The 18,777-nt window shown below is 48.8% G+C and carries 16 protein-coding genes; 2 read left to right on the top strand and 14 right to left on the bottom strand.

Going from position 1 to position 18,777, the window contains the following annotated elements; translation table 11 throughout:
- Window positions 1-25 precede the first annotated feature (25 nt).
- The 11 genes from rfbD to VLX91_11280 form a co-directional block, all read right to left on the bottom strand.
- Window positions 26-937 (bottom strand): dTDP-4-dehydrorhamnose reductase, encoded by a 912-nt coding sequence (rfbD, locus tag VLX91_11330; GenBank protein HUI30801.1) that lies wholly within the window; start codon window positions 935-937, stop codon window positions 26-28.
- Window positions 934-1,398, bottom strand: a complete 465-nt coding sequence (gene purE, locus VLX91_11325) for a 5-(carboxyamino)imidazole ribonucleotide mutase (protein ID HUI30800.1) — start codon at window positions 1,396-1,398, stop codon at window positions 934-936. The genes rfbD and purE overlap by 4 nt, the downstream gene beginning before the upstream one ends.
- Window positions 1,398-1,793: a phosphoribosyl-AMP cyclohydrolase gene (hisI, locus tag VLX91_11320; protein ID HUI30799.1), complete on the bottom strand. Its 396-nt coding sequence runs from the start codon at window positions 1,791-1,793 to the stop codon at window positions 1,398-1,400. Before hisI ends, purE begins: the two co-directional genes overlap by 1 nt.
- Before the next feature lie 5 nt (window positions 1,794-1,798).
- Window positions 1,799-2,629, bottom strand: coding sequence for an imidazole glycerol phosphate synthase subunit HisF (gene hisF, locus VLX91_11315; GenBank protein HUI30798.1), 831 nt, complete (start codon window positions 2,627-2,629; stop codon window positions 1,799-1,801).
- Entirely contained in the window at window positions 2,630-3,391 is a 762-nt protein-coding gene (hisA, locus tag VLX91_11310; protein HUI30797.1) for a 1-(5-phosphoribosyl)-5-[(5-phosphoribosylamino)methylideneamino]imidazole-4-carboxamide isomerase, read from the bottom strand.
- 94 nt (window positions 3,392-3,485) lie between these two features.
- Window positions 3,486-4,073, bottom strand: coding sequence for an imidazole glycerol phosphate synthase subunit HisH (gene hisH / locus VLX91_11305; protein HUI30796.1), 588 nt, complete (start codon window positions 4,071-4,073; stop codon window positions 3,486-3,488).
- A gap of 7 nt (window positions 4,074-4,080) precedes the next feature.
- Entirely contained in the window at window positions 4,081-4,917 is an 837-nt protein-coding gene (gene proC / locus VLX91_11300) for a pyrroline-5-carboxylate reductase (GenBank protein ID HUI30795.1), read from the bottom strand.
- Complete coding sequence (gene hisB / locus VLX91_11295) at window positions 4,918-5,505, bottom strand: imidazoleglycerol-phosphate dehydratase HisB (GenBank protein HUI30794.1); 588 nt, start codon at window positions 5,503-5,505, stop codon at window positions 4,918-4,920.
- 166 nt (window positions 5,506-5,671) lie between these two features.
- On the bottom strand, window positions 5,672-8,314 hold the full coding sequence (gene clpB / locus VLX91_11290; GenBank protein HUI30793.1) for an ATP-dependent chaperone ClpB: 2,643 nt from the start codon (window positions 8,312-8,314) through the stop codon (window positions 5,672-5,674).
- An 86-nt stretch (window positions 8,315-8,400) separates the two neighbouring features.
- Complete coding sequence (dnaK, locus tag VLX91_11285) at window positions 8,401-10,338, bottom strand: molecular chaperone DnaK (protein HUI30792.1); 1,938 nt, start codon at window positions 10,336-10,338, stop codon at window positions 8,401-8,403.
- 495 nt (window positions 10,339-10,833) lie between these two features.
- Window positions 10,834-11,463 carry a GNAT family protein gene (locus VLX91_11280; protein HUI30791.1) on the bottom strand — a complete coding sequence of 210 codons (630 nt, stop codon included), beginning with the start codon at window positions 11,461-11,463 and terminating at the stop codon, window positions 10,834-10,836.
- 555 nt (window positions 11,464-12,018) lie between these two features.
- On the opposite strand from VLX91_11280, the gene VLX91_11275 reads away from it, so the two are divergent.
- Window positions 12,019-12,396 (top strand): hypothetical protein, encoded by a 378-nt coding sequence (locus VLX91_11275; protein ID HUI30790.1) that lies wholly within the window; start codon window positions 12,019-12,021, stop codon window positions 12,394-12,396.
- A 59-nt stretch (window positions 12,397-12,455) separates the two neighbouring features.
- Window positions 12,456-13,553 carry a hypothetical protein gene (locus VLX91_11270; GenBank protein HUI30789.1) on the top strand — a complete coding sequence of 366 codons (1,098 nt, stop codon included), beginning with the start codon at window positions 12,456-12,458 and terminating at the stop codon, window positions 13,551-13,553.
- Between the two features lie 1,104 nt (window positions 13,554-14,657).
- On the opposite strand, the gene VLX91_11265 is transcribed toward VLX91_11270, so the two are convergent.
- The 3 genes from VLX91_11265 to VLX91_11255 form a co-directional block, all read right to left on the bottom strand.
- Entirely contained in the window at window positions 14,658-15,326 is a 669-nt protein-coding gene (locus VLX91_11265; GenBank protein ID HUI30788.1) for a FlgD immunoglobulin-like domain containing protein, read from the bottom strand.
- 29 nt (window positions 15,327-15,355) lie between these two features.
- Window positions 15,356-16,489 carry a hypothetical protein gene (locus tag VLX91_11260; protein ID HUI30787.1) on the bottom strand — a complete coding sequence of 378 codons (1,134 nt, stop codon included), beginning with the start codon at window positions 16,487-16,489 and terminating at the stop codon, window positions 15,356-15,358.
- Window positions 16,490-16,500: 11 nt separating this feature from the next.
- The coding region (locus VLX91_11255; protein HUI30786.1) for a hypothetical protein at window positions 16,501-18,777 on the bottom strand (2,277 nt) is incomplete at its 5' end.

Raw genomic sequence — 18,777 nt, 5'->3', positions numbered from 1 at the left:
TCTCGCTTAGTTGTGATTCAATGTCTCACGCATGCCGGTCCCTGAGGGATCCATTCTGGACGAGTTTCATCTGTTGCTTCATTTGATAAAGCGAATCGCTAACGGGAGGCATGTTGATGCCGAGTTCGGTCTGAGCTTTCAAGCAGATAAAACTGGAATTCTGTGGCCGCTTTGCCGGCTGTGCAAGCTCGTCCGATTTTACTTTTTTTACGAGCGAGAAATCCAGGCCGAACACATCCGCGATTTTGCTGGCAAATTCGTACCGCGAGATAGTCTCAAAACCTGAAACATGGTACAACCCGGTCGCCTTTTTCTCGCAGACTTTTAGGATCGCAAACGCCAGCTCATCTGCGAGTGTCGGATTTCCGACTTGATCGTCAACGACGCGAATTTTCTCACGGCGCGTGAGCTGCTCGACTACCCATATGACGAAGTTCTTCTTAACGTTTCTCCCAAAGCCGTAAAGAACCTGAGTCCTGATGATAGCATAATCTGTCAGTTTAGATTTGACGAGATTTTCTCCGGCGAGCTTTGTCTTCCCGTAATAGCTGATCGGCTCAGGAAGTGACTCTTCCGAGTACTCGCCTTTCTTGCCGTCGAAGACATAGTCCGTGGAAATATGAACTAATTTTGCATTGAAGACATTCGCGGCATCCGCCAAATAGCCCACGGCCGTTGCGTTGATCTTATATGCCGTTTCCTTTTCCGTTTCGGCCAGATCGACGTTTGTAAAAGCGGCAGCGTTGATTATCAAAGAAGGCTTATAAGAGCCTACGACATCCATGACTTTTTGATGATCGGTAATATCGAGGGTCTGTCCATCATTATTGTTTCCAACCAGATCGCATGAAAGAAGCTCATACTCGGACTCTCTTTTAAATACTTCGACAATTTTCTGCCCGAGCAATCCGTTGGCGCCGGTGACGAGAGCTCTCACAGTTTGGAGCCTTTCGATCTAAATTCAATGAGTTTTTGTTTCACGTCACTGCTGGATAGTCCGATGATTTCCGCAGCAAGGACGCCCGCATTTTTTGCGCCCGCCTTTCCAATCGCAACCGTCGCGACGGGAATCCCCGGCGGCATCTGGACAATGGAATACAATGCATCGACTCCTGAGAGTTCCGATCCGCTTAGTGGTACACCAATGACCGGCAGAATCGTGAGGCTTGCCACAACGCCGGGAAGATGTGCCGCCATGCCGGCACCCGCGATAATAAGGCTGTAACCGTTTCTTTCCGCGTTCGATGCAAAGTCCGCCGTCTCTTTAGGATTTCGGTGGGCGCTCAAGACTTGAAGTTCATGATCTATTCCGAAAAAATCGAGATACGCAACGGCTTCGGATATCGCTGCCTCATCCGACTTGCTTCCAATAAGAATTGCAACCTTCGGTTTTGCCATCATTCTCCCTTATGTTTATAGACTTTTTCCGGATCGAATATTTTCACTCCGATATCGACAACTTTCCCATTTTCAATTTTAGTCGAAAAACACGATCGGTTTCCCGTATGGCAGGCCGCGCCACCGATTTGTTCCACCTTCAACACTACCGCGTCCCCATCGCAGTCGATGAGAATGGCTTTGACATTTTGAAAGTTGCCGGATTCTTCGCCTTTGTGCCAGAGTCTGTTCCTCGCCCTGCTCCAATAAACTGCCTGCCCTGTCTCGACCGTTTTCCTGAAACTTTCTGAATTCATGTGTGCAAGCATGAGGATTTCACCGGTCTCATAATCCTGAGTCACGGCCGTGATTAAACCTCTGTCATCAAATTTTAGCTTGGCAATGATCTCATCCATGTTATTCATATTCTTACCGGAACGCCTTTCTCTGATAAGTAGTCTTTTACTTCCCTTATCTTGAATTTACCAAAATGAAACACAGATGCAGCGAGAACCGCATCTGCACCTCCGCGATTTATTGCGTCATAAAAATGGTCCAGGGTTCCGGCACCGCCGCTTGCTATGACCGGAACGTTCACCGCTGTCGTGACCTTCTTCAGAATTTCCATGTCGTAGCCGCTATTTGTTCCGTCTCTATCGATGCTCGTCAATAGAATTTCTCCTGCGCCGCAGGAAACAACGTACTTTGCCCATTCGACGGCATCTATTTTTGTAGATGTTCTGCCGCCATTTATATAGACTTCGTAGCCGGAAGACTCTTCGACATTCGGCATAGTAAGGTGTTCGAGTGAAGATGGCAATGTGGTACTCTTCGCATTCTGCTGCGAATCGTTCCTGGTTGCGTCAATTGCGACGACAATGCACTGGGCTCCGAACTCTTCAGCGCCTTCAGAAATGAGTTCCGGCTTCAACACTGCCGCCGTGTTCAGGCTGATTTTGTCCGCGCCGTTTGAAAGTATGCTTCTTATATCATCCACCGATCTTATTCCGCCTCCGACGCTGAACGGGAGGAATACGGTTTCGGCGGTTTTTCGAACCACATTCAGCATCGTTGCTCTGTTATCGGAGCTCGCGGTTATATCGAGGAAAACTATTTCGTCGGCACCCTCCCGCTCGTAAAACTTTGCGGATTCAACCGGGTCGCCCGCATCGGTGAGATTGACGAAGTTTACTCCTTTTACTACCCTGCCGGCGTTTACATCGAGGCAGGGTATAATACGTTTGGCCAGCATCTATCGTCTCGTCGGCCCCAGATCGTCGAGTACTTTTTCGTTCATCCTCCAGAGCTCGACACATGGGAAACGGTTTTCGTAGAGTGCCTTTCCGACAATCACAGAGTCAACTCCATACTGTTCCAGCTCCTGGAATCTTAACAAATCCTGATATGATGACACTCCGCCCGATGCGGTTACGCGGAGTCCGGTTTCCTTTCCGAATTCTTTCATCGCATCGAAGTTCGGTCCTTTTAATGTACCATCGCGGGTGATGTCCGTATAAACAACTCGGACGACTCCGTTGCCTTTCAATTTCTTCCCGAGTGCGACGGCAGAGATTCCGCTTGAATCTTTCCATCCTTTTATCTGAACGATACCGTCTTTCATGTCGATTCCGACCGCAATTCTCCTCGGCCCAAAGTCTCTGAGCAGGTTCAAAAGCAAATCTTCATCATTTACAGCAGCGGTGCCGATAATAATACGGTAAACGCCGACATCGATCATCTTTTTGGCATCCTCATAGGTTCTTATTCCTCCTCCGTATTCCACCGGAATGTCGACCGCTTCGACAATGCATTTCACGGTGTCGAAGTTTGAAAGTTTCCCTTCGAATGCCCCGTCGAGATCGATGAGATGCAGCGTCTTGAAATTCTCACCTCTCCATATTATTGCCATTTTTACCGGGTCGTCGGAATAAATTTTTTCTGTCCCTTCCTCACCGCGTATCAAGCGCACACACTTACCGTTCCGCAAATCTATTGCGGGAATTACTAGAATCATCTTAAAACTATCCCGCCTTCTTTTTCTCGCAATGCATTCCACAGTTCCACATATTAGTTTCCAGTCTTTTTCTCATCGCCTGCATTACGGCTCCTTACGCTTTCAGAAAATTGTCTAAGATTTTCAAACCGAAACTCTGACTTTTCTCGGGATGGAATTGGATCCCGAAAACATTTCCATTTTCTACGATTGCGGGAAAATGGATCCCGTACTCAGTCATTCCGGAAACATAATTATCATCGACCTTGGCATAGTACGAATGGACGAAGTACGCATACTGGCCGCCTCCTAAGTCACGAAACAGCCTCGAAGGCTTCATGAACTCCACTTTGTTCCATCCCATGTGGGGGACTTTCATCGATGAATTGAATGCGACAACTTCTCCAGGCATCAGATTGAGTCCATTGTTGATCCCGAGTTCGAAGCTTACCGAGAAGAGCAGCTGCATCCCGAGACATATACCTATCAGAGGCTTCCCGCTTTTTCCAAACTCCACGATAGCCTGCTTGATTCCTAACGACTCCATGTTTCTAACCGCGGCACCGAAGGCGCCGACGCCCGGCAAAACAAGTTTTTCGGCCGTGGCGATCTCGTCCGGCTTGTTTGTCAGCTCGACAATCGCCCCTACTTCCTGCAACGCCTTGGTTATCGATAGCAGGTTGCTCGTGCGATAATCAATCACAGTCACTTTATGCGTTGTCGTTCTCCTCTATTATCTTGCTCAACTCTTTGCTTCTTATCGTTGCCGTCGACACGGCGTTTATTAACATCGTTCTCAATCCGTGAGTTTCAAGTTCATGCACTGCCGCTATCGCAGTTCCGCCGGGTGTAGTAACCTCGTCTTTGAGGATCGCCGGGTGCTTTCCTGTTTCGATCACGAGTTTCGCAGCGCCGAAGACGGTCTGTGCAGCGAGCTTGAAAGCGATCTGCCTGGGTATACCCATCTTAACGCCGCCGTCTGTCATCGCTTCGATCACCATGTATATATAGGCCGGACCGCTTCCGCTCAGGCCGGTCACGGCGTCGAGTAAGTTTTCCGGAACAACTTCGACCGTACCGATAGATTTGAAAATCGCATGTGCAATTTTGAGATGCTCCTCGCCGGCGAACTTTCCTTTGCTTATTGCGGTGGCGCCGCTGTCGACCAGTACGGGCGTGTTCGGCATCGTTCTAATCACGGGGCATTCAACTCCGAGTATCGAATTAATGAATGAAGTTCTGATACCGGCCATAACGCTGATGATGACCTGCGACGGCGTGATGAGTTCTTTGATTTCGTTCAGGACATCTCTTGAGTTCATCGGCTTGATTGCGAGCACTATGATGTCGGAAGATTTGGCGACTTTCTTGTTGTCCGTTGTCGTGTGGATTCCAAAAATCTTGGCAAGCTCAGCAAGATTATCTTCACTCCGTCTCGACGCGATAATATTTTTGGGAGACGTTAATTTCGCCTTGATGAGTCCGCCGATGACTGCAGCGCCGATGTGTCCCGCCCCGATTATACCGATTGTCTTGTTCGTTAGCATTTATAGTTTTCCTTTTGTTGACTGCACACCTGAAATTCGCGGGTTCATTTTCACCGCTTCGCGCAGGGCAAGCGCAAAAGATTTGAAGATCGCTTCACTGCGATGGTGGTTGTTTTTTCCGTAAAGGAGATCGATGTGAACATTTGCCTTCATGTTTTCCGAAATGGACTTGAAGAAATGCTCAATCATCTCCGTCGAAAGATCATTTATCTTTGCGCGCGAAAATTCTGCATTGTAGATGCAGTAGCCGCGGCCCGAAAGATCGAGAACGCATCTCGCCAATGATTCGTCCATCGGGACGTACGCGGTGCCGTATCGATTTATTCCTGCCTTATCGACGAGCGCTTTCTCGATGCATTTTCCCAGCACGATGGCGACGTCTTCGATGGTGTGGTGATCGTCCACACGAACGTCGCCTTTCGCTTTCAGTTGGACGTCGATGAGGCTGTGCTTTGAAAAAAGCTCGAGCATGTGATCGAGAAATTTGATGCCGGTCGAGACTTCATACTTTCCTTTTCCATCCAGATTTAAGGAACAGGAAATTTTTGTCTCTTTGGTATCGCGGTTGAGGGATGCTTTTCTTGCCACTTTTTAATTAAAAATGCGTATTTTTTGGCAGAAATGCAAGAATCCTGCCGGGATGACTCCCAAACATGAAAAGGTTGCTCACAAGTGGTATGTCCAACTTCGGCCTGCAAAAAAGCAAAAGCCCGTCGGTGTTACGCTTGACGGGCTTCTGGAGAGATACTAAATATTATTTCACCGCTTCCGCTTTTTCGGTAACCTTCACGAATTCCAATTTCCCCGATTCCGGGATGTCGATCTCTATCGAATCGCCCGGCATGAATTCCCCGGCAAGAACCTTCTCCGCAAGTGGGTTGGAAATGTATCTCTGTATAGTTCTTTTCAGTGGTCTTGCTCCGAACGTCGGATCATATCCGGCATCAGCCAAAAACAGCTTCGTTCTATCGCTGACAGCCAGCTTGATATTGTTGTTGACATTGACCCTTGAGATTATCCTTTCAAGCTGACGGTCGACGATGCTCCTTATCTCATTTCTTGTCAGCGGCTTGAATACGATTATCTCGTCTATCCTGTTGAGGAACTCGGGTCGGATCGTCTGTTTAAGAAGGTTGAACAAATCATTGCGTAATGTCTCCATCATCTCGGCACGGTCTCGTTCCTTAGTCGTTTCGATTTTCTGCTGGACCAGCTGCGAGCCGAGGTTGGAAGTCATAATTATTATCGTATTCTTAAAATTGACGGTCCTTCCCTTGCTGTCGGTGAGTCTTCCTTCGTCGAGAACCTGGAGCAGCACGTTGAAGACCTCCGGGTGTGCCTTTTCAATTTCGTCAAGGAGGACTACCGAATATGGTTTTCTGCGAACGGCTTCGGTCAACTGTCCTCCTTCTTCGTAGCCGACATATCCAGGAGGGGCTCCCATCAAACGGGAGACCGAGAATTTCTCCGTGTACTCCGACATATCGATGCGTACCATGGCATCTTCATCGTCGAAGAGAGCTTCCGCGAGTGCGTGAGCCAGTTCGGTCTTTCCGACACCGGTTGAGCCGATAAATATAAAAGATCCTATGGGGCGCTTCTCGTCCTGGAGCCCTGCTCTCGCGCGGCGGACAGCGTTTCCAACTGCCGAGACCGCTTCTTCCTGGTCTACCAGCCTTTCATGGATTTTCGCTTCGATGTGAAGAAGTTTGCTGCGTTCGCTTTCAAGCATGCGGGAAACCGGAATTCCTGTCCAGCGTGAAACGATCTCTGCAACGTCTTCGGAATCGACTTCCTCCTTGAGCATCTTGCTGTTTTTCTGTACTTCGGCAAGTTTCTTCGTCGACTCCATCATCTTTTTTCCCTGCTCGACGATCTTTCCGTATCTGATCTCCGCCACTTTTCCGAGGTCGCCTCGCCGCTCGGCGGTATCCGCCTCGACTTTAAGTTTCTCTATCTCCTCTTTAGATTTCTGAATCGACTGGATGAGATCCTTCTCGTTTTGCCAATGGACTTTCAGCTGTCCGCTTTGTTCTCGCAGGTCGGCAAGCTCCCGCTCGATTATCAGCAAACGCTTTTGGGATTCCTCGTCCTTCTCTCTCCGTACCGCCTGTTTTTCGATCTCAAGCTGCTTGATCTTCCTTTCGACTTCGTCTAGCTCTTCGGGCAGAGAATCCATTTCAATCCGGAGTTTTGAAGCGGCTTCGTCGATCAAGTCTATCGCCTTGTCGGGGAGGAATCTGTCCGTGATGTAACGGTTGCTCAGCTGAGCGGCCGCAACTATCGCTCCGTCGGTAATACGAACACCATGGTGCACTTCGTATCTTTCCTTCAAACCGCGGAGGATGGAAATGGTGTCTTCAATGGAAGGTTCATCGACGAAGATCGGCTGGAATCTCCTTTCGAGTGCCGGGTCCTTCTCGATATACTTCCGGTACTCGTTAATTGTAGTGGCACCGATGGCTCTGAGCTCGCCGCGTGCCAGTGCGGGCTTCAACATGTTCGAAGCGTCGACGGAGCCCTGAGCGGCTCCCGCTCCGACAAGTGTGTGCAGCTCGTCCATGAAGAGAATAATCTCGCCGTCGGATTCCACTACTTCTTTGATGATCGATTTTAATCTGTCTTCAAACTGTCCGCGATATCCGGTGCCTGCAACCAAGCTTCCCATGTCGAGTTCTACGATTCGTTTCGACTTAAGTCCATCAGGAACGTCGCCGCTTGCAATTCTTCTTGCAATTCCCTCGACGACCGCCGTCTTCCCGACACCGGGATCGCCGATCAGGACAGGATTGTTTTTTGTCCTCCTCGCCAGGACCTGCAGCACCCTTCTTATCTCATCGTCACGGCCGATCACCGGATCGAGTTTTCCTTTCCTTGCAAGGTCGGTCAGGTCCCGTCCAAACTTCTGCAGGGATTGGTATTTCTCTTCCGGATTTTGATCCGTCACTTTTTGAGTGCCGCGAATTTCACGAAGCGCCTTCAAAACCAGATCACGATTGAGTCCCTGTGCTGTCAGAATCTTATATGAGTCCGTCCCCTTTTCGCTGATAAGGGCAAGCAAAATGTGCTCGGTGCTGACAAACTCGTCTCGCATTTGAGCCGCTTCCTTTTCGGCTGCATCGAGAGTTTTTGCCAGCGGCTGCGAGAGGTATTGGTTTGCTATTCCGCCGCCCGAGATCTTCGGGAATTTCTTGATCGATTCGTTTGCCTTTGAGCGGAGATAATCGACGTTGGCACCGGCCTTCTTCAGGACAGATGCCGGGATCCCTTCGTCGTCGCGCAGTAGAGCCATCAAAAGATGTTCGGGCTCTATCGCCTGGTTGCCATTTTCCTCCGCAATCGATCTTGCGGCTTCCAAGGCTTCCTGAGATTTTACCGTTAGTTTATTTGGGTTCATAAAATTCTTCCTGCAAAAAGCTCTACGACAGTTGAACTGCCGCGGAGAGACCGGTGCAGGAGTTCAACTCCTGCACCATCGATTAATTACTTCTTATCCTTATCGTCGATTATTTCGTAGTCGGCATTCTCGGCAGCCTTCTGTCCGCCGGTGTTCTGGCTCTGACCGGACTGAGCCGAATCTTGCGTACCCTGGCTTTGCTGACCGGGCTGCTGCTGAGCTTGAGCTTGCTGGTACATGTATGTTGCAGCTTCACTCCACACTTTACTCAGATTCTCGATCTCCGGTTTCAGCTGCCCGACCGCAGCGGTCTTGGCAGCGCTTTCCAGTTTCTGGATGGCGTCTTCCAATGCCTTTTTCTTATCGGCCGGAATTTTATCTCCGAATTCCTGCAGCTGCTTCTTGCTCTGGAAAATAAGATTGTCCGCCTGGTTCCTTGTCTCTACTTCTTCCTTGCGGGTCTTATCTTCGGAGGCATGTTCCTCCGCGGCCTTTTTCATTTTTTCCACTTCTTCTTTGCTCAAACCGCTTGAAGAAGTGATCCGTATGCTTTGTTCCTTGTTCGTTGCCTTATCTTTTGCCGTAACATGGAGAATCCCGTTAGCGTCGATGTCGAACGCGACTTCGATCTGTGGAATTCCCCTGGGAGCAGGCGGTAGTCCATCGAGAATAAATCTGCCGAGAGTCCTGTTGTCAAGCGCCATCGGTCGCTCGCCCTGCAGGACATGTATTTCGACGGATGTCTGATTGTCCGCTGCAGTGGAAAATATTTCGCTCTTCCGCGTCGGGATCGTGGTGTTCGACTTGATCAATGGGGTCATCACACCGCCAAGAGTCTCGATTCCCAAAGAAAGCGGAGTTACGTCGAGAAGGAGAACGTCTTTTATTTCTCCGGTCAATACCGCGCCCTGGATGCTGGCGCCGACTGCGACGACTTCATCCGGGTTCACTCCCTTGTGAGGCTCACGGTTGAAGAAATTCTTCACGATCTCCTGCACCTTCGGCATCCTCGTCATTCCACCGACGAGAATTACTTCTTCGATACCTGCAGGCGTTAGCTTCGCATCTTCGAGAGCTTTCTTGACGGGATTTATAGTTCTTTCAACGAGATCGCCGACAAGCTGCTCAAGCTTCGCGCGAGTAATTGTCATGTTGAGATGCTTCGGACCATCGGCGGTTGCAGTGATGAAAGGAAGGTTCACTTCAGTCTGCAATTGCGACGAAAGCTCCATCTTTGCCTTCTCGGCAGCTTCCTTCAATCTCTGGAGCGCCATCGGATCCTTGCGAAGGTCGATGCTCTCCGTCTTCCTGAACTCATCTGCTATATAATCCATAATCTTCATATCGAAATCGTCGCCGCCGAGGTGTGTATCGCCGTTCGTGGATTTCACTTCGAACACGCCTTCTCCCAGCTCGAGAATGGAAATATCGAAAGTGCCGCCACCAAGATCGTAGACCGCAACTTTCACGTTCTTGTTTTTCTTGTCCAGTCCGTACGCTAAAGCGGCAGCCGTCGGCTCGTTTATGATTCTGCGAACATTTAGTCCTGCAATCTCGCCGGCTTCCTTTGTTGCCTGCCTTTGAGCATCATTGAAATAAGCCGGTACCGTTATTACGGCTTCCGTGATCTTTTCACCGAGATAATCTTCTGCGGTCTGTTTCATCTTCTGCAAAATCATCGCACTTATTTCAGGCGGAGAATATTGTCTCCCGCCGATCTCTACACGCGCGGAATCGTTCGGGCCGTGTACCACTTTATAAGGCACGCGGGACATTTCTTCGGTGACTTCATTAAAGAATCTCCCCATGAACCGCTTGATCGAGAAAACCGTGTTCTGCGGATTTGTTATTGCCTGACGCTTGGCGGGCGCGCCGACAAGCCACTCGCCCGTCTTCGATTGCGCCACAACCGACGGTGTAGTTCTCGCTCCTTCGGAGTTCGCTATTACAGCCGGATTATTACCTTCCATCACGGCAACACATGAATTCGTGGTTCCGAGATCGATACCTATTATTTTTGCCATTTTAAATATCTCTCCTTTGCTTGAGTGAATTTTACGAAGAATAGGTCAAGCATTGTGCCGTTAAAAATCTTCGTTTTTGATCCATTTTGCAAGGACCATAAGATGACACTTTGACATTTCCAGGAAAGAGTCTGCCACTCTGACAAAAGAGGAAGAAGTTTACAAAGGAGTGATACTTCATTTCTATCATAATATTCTTCAACATTCTGTTCGACCCGGACTTGGAGAAGAGGAGTGGCTTTGACGAAATATGTCGAGTTGAGTATATCGGCGAAGCCAAAGATGATTTCGAGGGAAAGACTTCTTGTGTGAATTGGCGTATGTCGTTGGGAAATGAATACAACAAAGGCGGAGTACTGCAATGGGAAAAAGTGGGATTGAAAGCTTGCTGGTACACCCTTCGACAGTAATTTTCGAGCATTTTTTCATCTGGAGGGATGGGAGATAGCAGCAGCACTCCTTTTACACACCATTACCCGCCGCCAAGTTTCATCCTTATCGGATTCGATCCCTCAAGCGGATCAGTCGTTCCCTCACTTCCGGCCACTCTGACGCGATGATTGAGTAGCGTGCAGAGTCTCTCGCCGTGTAATCGGCAGCCATACGGTGAGATCGGAGCACCCCTTCGAATTTCCCGCCGACGCGCTCGATTGCAGCACGCGAACGCTCGTTACGAACATCCGTATGCAGACAGACGCGGAGCACATGCCACACTTCGAAGGCGTGTGTCAGCATGAGAAGCTTTGCTTCAGTATTTGCGCCCGTTCTTATCGCCGGGCGGGACAGCCATGTATAACCGATCTCGCAAGCATCGGGTTCGCTGCGTCCATATGAAGGATGGCCTTCCGGCCATGGCCAATACTCCAGGTTGAAGAATCGGCTGGAGCCTATGACTACTCCATCATCCATGCGGACAGTTGCAAACGGAACCGCACTTCCTGTATTGCTCCACGATACTGCGAGGTCAACATACTTCGTGACTTCGTCTCTGCCCTGTGGAACAGGACTCCATTTGTAAAGAGCTGGATCAATAGCTGCAGCAGCAACCAATCCATCGATGTGTCGATGCGAGAGCTGCTCCAGACGAATATAATTACCTTTCAACTTAAGACTTTCTATCTTCATTGTTATTTCCTGTATACGATAGTTCTTGTCGCTGTTCTGCTTTAAGACGTATTTTGAAAATTACGTTCGACGCCTCTTCGTAGCAAATCTTATTTTCTTCCGTCACAGCAGGAGCTGACGATCTGCTTATTACAACTTAAGATGGGATGGTGATCCGGCGCCTTCCGTCATTGCCATCCACGTATGGCAGATTGGCGTCACAGAAATGACCAGGTTCACATTTGCTCACCTTCGAGACTACCTCCACTATGACTGTCATTCCAACCAAACGAGGCACGCCTAAAGCTTGACGAGTGTGTGGAGAAATCTTGCATTAACTTCCACTCAACCGGAATTCACGATCGTCACAGAAGATTTCTCTCCGCCGAAGGCGGATCAGCCTTTGGCCGACTCGCAAGGAGCGCTCGTCGAAATGACAAACCTGTAGTGTTACAATCCCTCACGCTTCACGTCGTCGTCCCTAAGACACGACGGGTTCCTTGGGAGGATCAATATCACGTTCCAGACTGAACTTTCCAGCAAGACTAGGCGTCTAACTGAGAAGAAATCCTTACGATGAAAACAAAATCAATTGCCCTGATAGCTTCGTTGCTCTTCGCCCTCGGCTTATCGGGTTGTTACACGGTGGTGGAAACCGGTGATGAAACGAATACCACCCCGCCGCCGCCGTATGATGAAAACTATAACCCGCCGCCGCCGTATTATCATGAACACCATCGACCACACAACTGGGTTCCAGGCAACACCCCGGCACCTCCACCGAACTATACCCCGGCACCCAATCCACCACCCGTTGTGAGAGAGAGGGTACCGAGCAATGTGCCGCCTCCGCGGCCAAATCCTAATCCGCCCCCGCCTCAGAAGCCGCCGGTTCGCGAACCAACGCCAAACAAGCCGCCTGCCCCGCCTCCGCCGCCAAGGGTCAGACATTGAAATATCACTTCCGATCGCGGCAGCCATAATATGAATTTATCCAGAAACAGGAGGATACAATGAGTTTACACGACAAAAGCATAAGGTCGATATGGTTCCCGGCCATGATCTTCCTGCCTCTTATCATCTTAGCGCCGGCGGGAAAAATTTTTGGACAAGGAAGCGACTCTCTTTTTGATTTTTCTGCAGATGCCAGAGTCTTTACCGCTTATGCGATGATGAATGCAGCGGGAGGCGGTGGTGAATGGCGCCACGCAGGAATGAATCCGATAAGGACCGAGCTCCGCGACGACCTTGCCGGCAGAATCGATTCAACCCTTCAGCGGAAGATAACGAACTTTGACGAAAGCCATGGAAGAATATTAGAAGCTTATGAAGCTGCGCTTCTGACGGACGGGCCGCCGGATTTCCATTGGAGCTTTAACCCGAAGATGACCGGTGACATAAGTGAAACCGTCGAGTCGGACTCCGGTCTCCCCGCGCTCCTCGCCGAGTTTTACCGGAAAGCCGGCATCGCGGATCTCTGGGCGGAGTATCGTCCGCTGATACAGGCGAAGAACGACAGGTATAAGCGGTTCGCGGAAAAGGCAATGCAGGATGTCGAAGCATATTGCCGCCTCGACAGTAATTACTTTTCGCACAGCAGCAGGCATATCCATTTCCAATTCATGCCTTTACTTCCCTATTACGCTTCGCTGACGGCCTGGGTGAACGGTGACATATATGTGATCGTCGGACCGCAGGAAGATAAACCCGACAAATCGATTTTTTATTACCACCTTCTTACCCGGATTGCCCTCCCTCTCGCACGAAGCGACTCGTCGGACATGGCACGGATTGAAGGACTCTACGATACAGTCAAATCAAAAGTCGGCCTGAAGCACGGGAACTGGAATACACTCGTCGCGGAATGTTTTGCGGAAGCCATGGACATAAGACTCGAGAAGAAGCTCTACGACCTGGACAGTTCCACAGTCGATTCGTCGCTGCAGACCGAGTACAAATACGGCTTCATACTCTGCCCGACAATTTACAATTCCCTTGAAAAGTATGAAGGATCGACCATGGCATTCGGTGATTATTTTCCGCTGATAATGAGAAGCGTAGATCTTCAGCAGGAAACCGAACGATGGAACGACTTCTGGTCTAAGAAATAGGAACAACTTTTCCGTCCATTCCTCCTGTCATTGACACAAAGGCATCCCCTGAGAGGCTTCTAATCGATGCCGTGACAAAACGTTTTTATCGCGATCTGTTAAAACAGACGGCTTCAAAAATCTCGAAATCCGCCAGAGGCGGATTTGCGCCTTCTCAAGGCGTCGGTTTCCAACCGATGCCGTGCATCGTACCACCCAAACGGCATTCACGATGGCCAGAGAAGATTTCTCCTCTCGATGCCGGGTTGTCCTCAATTCCTGCTTTCCGTAACCGGCATTGAGAAAAAATGGCGTTAAGTCACCGCCTTGCGGGATGGCGCCAAGGGCGCTCATTGGGTTCTTTCGGGAGCCTGTCCCGATGAAAATCGGGATGGCAAGACAAGAGAAAGAACATAGTTTTCTTCGGATATGGTTCAGGCTTGTTGTCTGTCTACTTTCTTTTGCTCGCCCAAAAGATTCGGAATCGTATAAATACATGTCTGGAGATGAGGAGATTCCAATCTTCCTGCACGACAACGGTTAAGCGAACCAAAAGTCCGCCACAGGCGGATCGTCCCGCCTCTTGACAGGTGAGGCGATTTTAATACACGGCGGTTAATATATAACAGAGGAGATTCCCAAAATCGCCTTTAGAGGAGTCTTGATAGATTCGTGGAGGGAGACGGGACTTCATTTTCGCAAAGGAGACAATTCGAGCAGAGGATTACGATCTGGAAAGGTAAAAAAGAGGATACTATTCATGACATTTTATTTGTTTTAGCGGCGCAAAGAAATTTCCCGTCATTTTTTTCATAAGTCTTGATCTTTTCTTTGGTTCTTTCTTTTCTATCAAGAGAAAAGAAAGAACGCTTTTCAAAAGATAAGTCGCCGATTTATGTCTTAATGGACCGGTGAAGCCGAACTAGTGGCGGTCTGTATTCCCAAAACAGCCGCTGCAATAGCGAACGAGTTCAGCAATGCGAAGATGAATCCGAGTACTTTGCTTTCTGTGGTTCAGCTGGGCGGTTCAGTTGTAGCATGTGAATGTTGTTCGGCACCATCGCCCCCAAAAGGATAAGAGTTTTTCCATAACGCGGGATCTCTTTCGGCTAATATCTCTCTGAATTATTTAACCATCATCATCTTCTTCACCTTGCTCCACTTGTCAGCGCTGATGCGGTAGAAATAAACACCGGATGACACCATAGGTCCATTCTTGCTTGTTCCGTTCCATGTCAGCTCGGTATAACCGGCAGGATAATCTGCATCTGCCACCTCTACGACTTCCCTTCCAACCACATCATAGATGATGAGCTTTACATGCGATGCTTTCGGAAGCTCAAATGCAATCTTTGTCGACGGGTTGAATGGATTGGGAAAATTATTGTAAAGCTTGTAGTCTTTCGGTGCACCAACGGAAATTTTTATCTCCTTCGTCCATGACTGACCATCTGTTGTAGTTATTGTCGCGGACAAAGTCGTGTCCTTCCCTACAGGAGCTTTCTTATCGACGGAGAATGTAAACACAGCATCCCCAGAAGCATTTGCCGAAATGCTCTTTATAGTTGCGATGCTCTCTTTGAATTTCAGCCAAGAAGGAATTTTGTTGAACGCGACGGACACGTTCTTCGCCTCAGTGCTGGAATTGTTTTGGATGCTAAGTGAGATCGTGTTGTCCGATGAAGCGAATGGGATTTGCCATGTCTGGCTGGCGGCATCCGTTTTGCCAGGCTTTGCCGGTTGGGCAAAGGCACCTCCTACGATCAGCGATAGAAAGATTAAAATGCATTTCATCTAACATCTTCCTCCCTTTCTTTTGGCTCCTAATTCTTACCTCTTCCCTCTGGTAACTTCTCTATCAAATACTCCGCATTATATTTCAACAGCGCATAAGCCTCGCTTGTCATGATCGGAGCCTGTTTCCTATCTTCCAGCTTCTTGCTCAGACTATTCAACAGTTCTACTTCCATCACAAATATCTGCAAATCTCTCCTTGCACCCACAGAATCTCGCTTCGAAAGTTCTGTCTTTGCTCTGTCCAATCTTCTATCCAATACTTCGACTATTCCGTTATTCCAATCGCGGTCGAAGTCCCAGTCGTTAGTTGGATTCCATTTGCCAAGCTTTTCGAAGTCCCCTTTCTTGTACCAGTCCCTGCCGTTCATCATTTCGTCACAGTCCTGTTTGTGAGTTTTGTCCTCCTTGAGCCAGCCAAGTGCGACGGATTGGTGCTTGTAGGAGATGAGGGTGTCGATCCATGATGATGCGGAGAAATCCAATGGTGGAGCTGTCGGGCCAATCGTCCAGCCATGGTAATTCATATTTCTGGTCGCCGAATCTATGTAGTTGTAAACGGCAACGTAAATCGAATCCAAAGCTGCGGTAGTATCTCCATCAATATCCGGCGTGTACTTACCCTCATCGAAATCGGGATGAACTGTGAACTCCCTTATCCCCGGCAGAGCTTTGCTCATCATAGTGAAACCAGACACTATAGTACCGGGTGGCATTTGCGTTATACCTGTGGCAAAACTCGCCACGGAGTTATGTGCTATGACTCCAACCCATTTAAAACTTGGTAAAGAAGGAAATCCAACAGCCTCGATAGCTTTTGTCCCGGCTGGATAGTAACGCTGGAAATCACCTTGTTCAAACCTGCTCGCAAACTTCAGTCCCACGGTATCATAAATAATTGAACCAGGACGGCGCCTGATGTCAATTTCAAAATACCAGATGTTTCCCCTATTCCCGTTGCTATTTGTGAGAACATAGTCATAATAGTAAAATTCACTCTCGGGCGCGTAAGATACACTGTTTACCAAAACTACATTAGAAAGGATAGGGTAGTCTGTACTCAAACCGTGTTGAGTAATCCATGTCCTTATATCATTCTGGGCGTGCGTCTCCAGCCCTAATAGAAGAATCGAAAGAAACAAAGTTAAATTTAAATGTCGCATGAGCATCCTCATTAATATGCATTGTAAAATTCATAATGAACTGATTTGCCTTCATCAACCCTATATCCATGGTGATGATTCATCCAATATTTTAGCCAACCTCCCAGCTCAGTCGAGATAGCACGCCTAGAATCGTTCGGATCGGGATACTGAAAAATTCTGCCGGGGTTATTGATGTCAACACTTCGTCCAATACGGTGCCATTTATGATCAGGCTGCCACGTATCATAAATATCGAACACGCCACCCCAGTGCAGACTCATATCGTTTAGACTCACGATTATCGGAATAACACCATTGCCAGCCGAATCAGATGAGGACCAGCTGTAAAAATCAAGAATGCCGAGAAACAAACTGTCGCCCATGGCAGTGGTACAATAGTCGTTGTCGGGATGATTTGCTCTTCCGGTGTCGGATTGAGAAAAGCTAAATCGTTTCTCACCTCCTGGAAATAATTCATCGAATTTAACAAGTCTCGGCACCTGCACGGCCAGATTCACGGTATCCTTGATAGACGGGTCGGATGCTAAATATGCAGTTATAAGATACATACCCGAGACTTGTGAAGCCACGAGCGAATCGATGACAGCTATCCCATTTGCATCAGTTGTTAATTCAAGCAAAGAGTCACTCTTCCCCTGACCGTAAAATATTCCTTGCAACTTCTGTGGAGGGGTCAGGCTGTTTCCGTCATGATACCCATGCAGATGGCCGCCGGTACCTTGCTGGTAGTCATGCCTTATTTCCACCGCCATAGGCTTCCTCGGAGGCTTTCCATTTTCATCGGTAACTGATATGATGAATCCGCGTTTATAATTGTAATCTGGTGGATAAACCTCAGTCACAATTGAGTCCGCTGTCCCGGCCGAGTTTGGAATCAGCACATGAACCGGCGGCAGATCAGGCCATATAGACCATGGATCATGGTGCACAATTTTCAAAATATATTTCTGGGAAATCTCCACCCAGCCGATGCCATAGTCGCCCTCATAAAAGGAAACCTTCTTGCGATTACCAGTATTTGCTATCGACGACGATGATTTCACCGGAGAACTCTTGCTCTTTATATTAGCAGATTTGTTTTGTCTCAATTGCAGCTGAGGGAATTTGGATAAAGCACTGCTTTCTTTACCCGACTCCTTTATGCCCGGCACTGTTGCAGTAGGTAAAGAAGCTTCCGGTCCGACCTGTACGCTTATCATCTCGGAGTCTGCCTGTATGCTGTCAACTGCTATAAACTTGAGCGGCTGAGGCCTGGAAGCAAAATATTGTGAGGTATCACCCTGCGACAGAATTGTCCCATAACTCCCTCCGCTGTCTATTTGAACTTCAAAATGCTGATCCGGCAGAAAATCTGTTATCGTGCCATCCGGATTCCGCTGCTTCAGAATAATATCGGCTGTGTCGCCGGGCGAAACCTTCGGCGGATTGAAGGTGACCACAATCGGCGGCGGCATAACCTCTATCGAATCTGTGTTAACCCTGCCGTCACTCTCCCCTCGTACCGTAACCCATTCGCCTATTGAATCCGGTTGAACGCTGTCCGCAACGAGAGTAAAGCAGTAGAGGCTGTCTCCCACTGTGTTTACAACAGAGTCCAACTTTACGTCGTTTCCAGTTACTGGGTCGAATGTGTGAAAGGATGCGTATTGATTCCCTGAAATGATAGTCAATTTAAGCGGATCACTCGAGTACCATGGACTCCAGGGTCCACTGCAGTCGTAGCCGCCATTTACGGCAATTGAGGCTGTCCCTCCATGGTAAAGCGGCATTCCATTAAACAATGGAGACAGCGAAAGTGAAAAGTTTGAAAAGTCTGTATAAAAGACCGGCCACGGTTCAGCACAACAGCGTCCGTACACGTAGCCCGCCTCTGATGTCCCTGATTCAGCATACCAATCACCATAAGATGCGCCATCCGAGCCTTCATCAATCAACGAATCGTCGAAGTATAGACTGAACCCGACCCGATATTGCGGCGGGTTAGGTGAACTCTGGATGAGCATCAATGGCTCGAAAACATACACCCCGGAGCCGGCAGAGTTCAGATCCACTATGATCGGGCTGTTTGCCGACCGGATAGTTACCGCTGGCTCGTCACATTCCAAGTTCACATAATCAAGAGTCGCTGAGTCCTCTCCGCTCCAGTTGAATTCATATCTGAGGTGATGGTTGATTCCTACCACCTCTACTTTCTTCGCCTGCCCCGGCGTAATCGTTGCGCTCTCTCGTATATGCACCTGCGCGAGAAGTGAGCCTACCGTTAGAAATGTCATTGCGATAACCGC

The organism is Candidatus Acidiferrales bacterium, from assembly GCA_035515795.1.
Taxonomy (GTDB): Bacteria; Bacteroidota; Ignavibacteria; order Kryptoniales; family JAKASW01; genus JAKASW01.
This window is presented reverse-complemented; position numbering and strand designations above follow the sequence as displayed.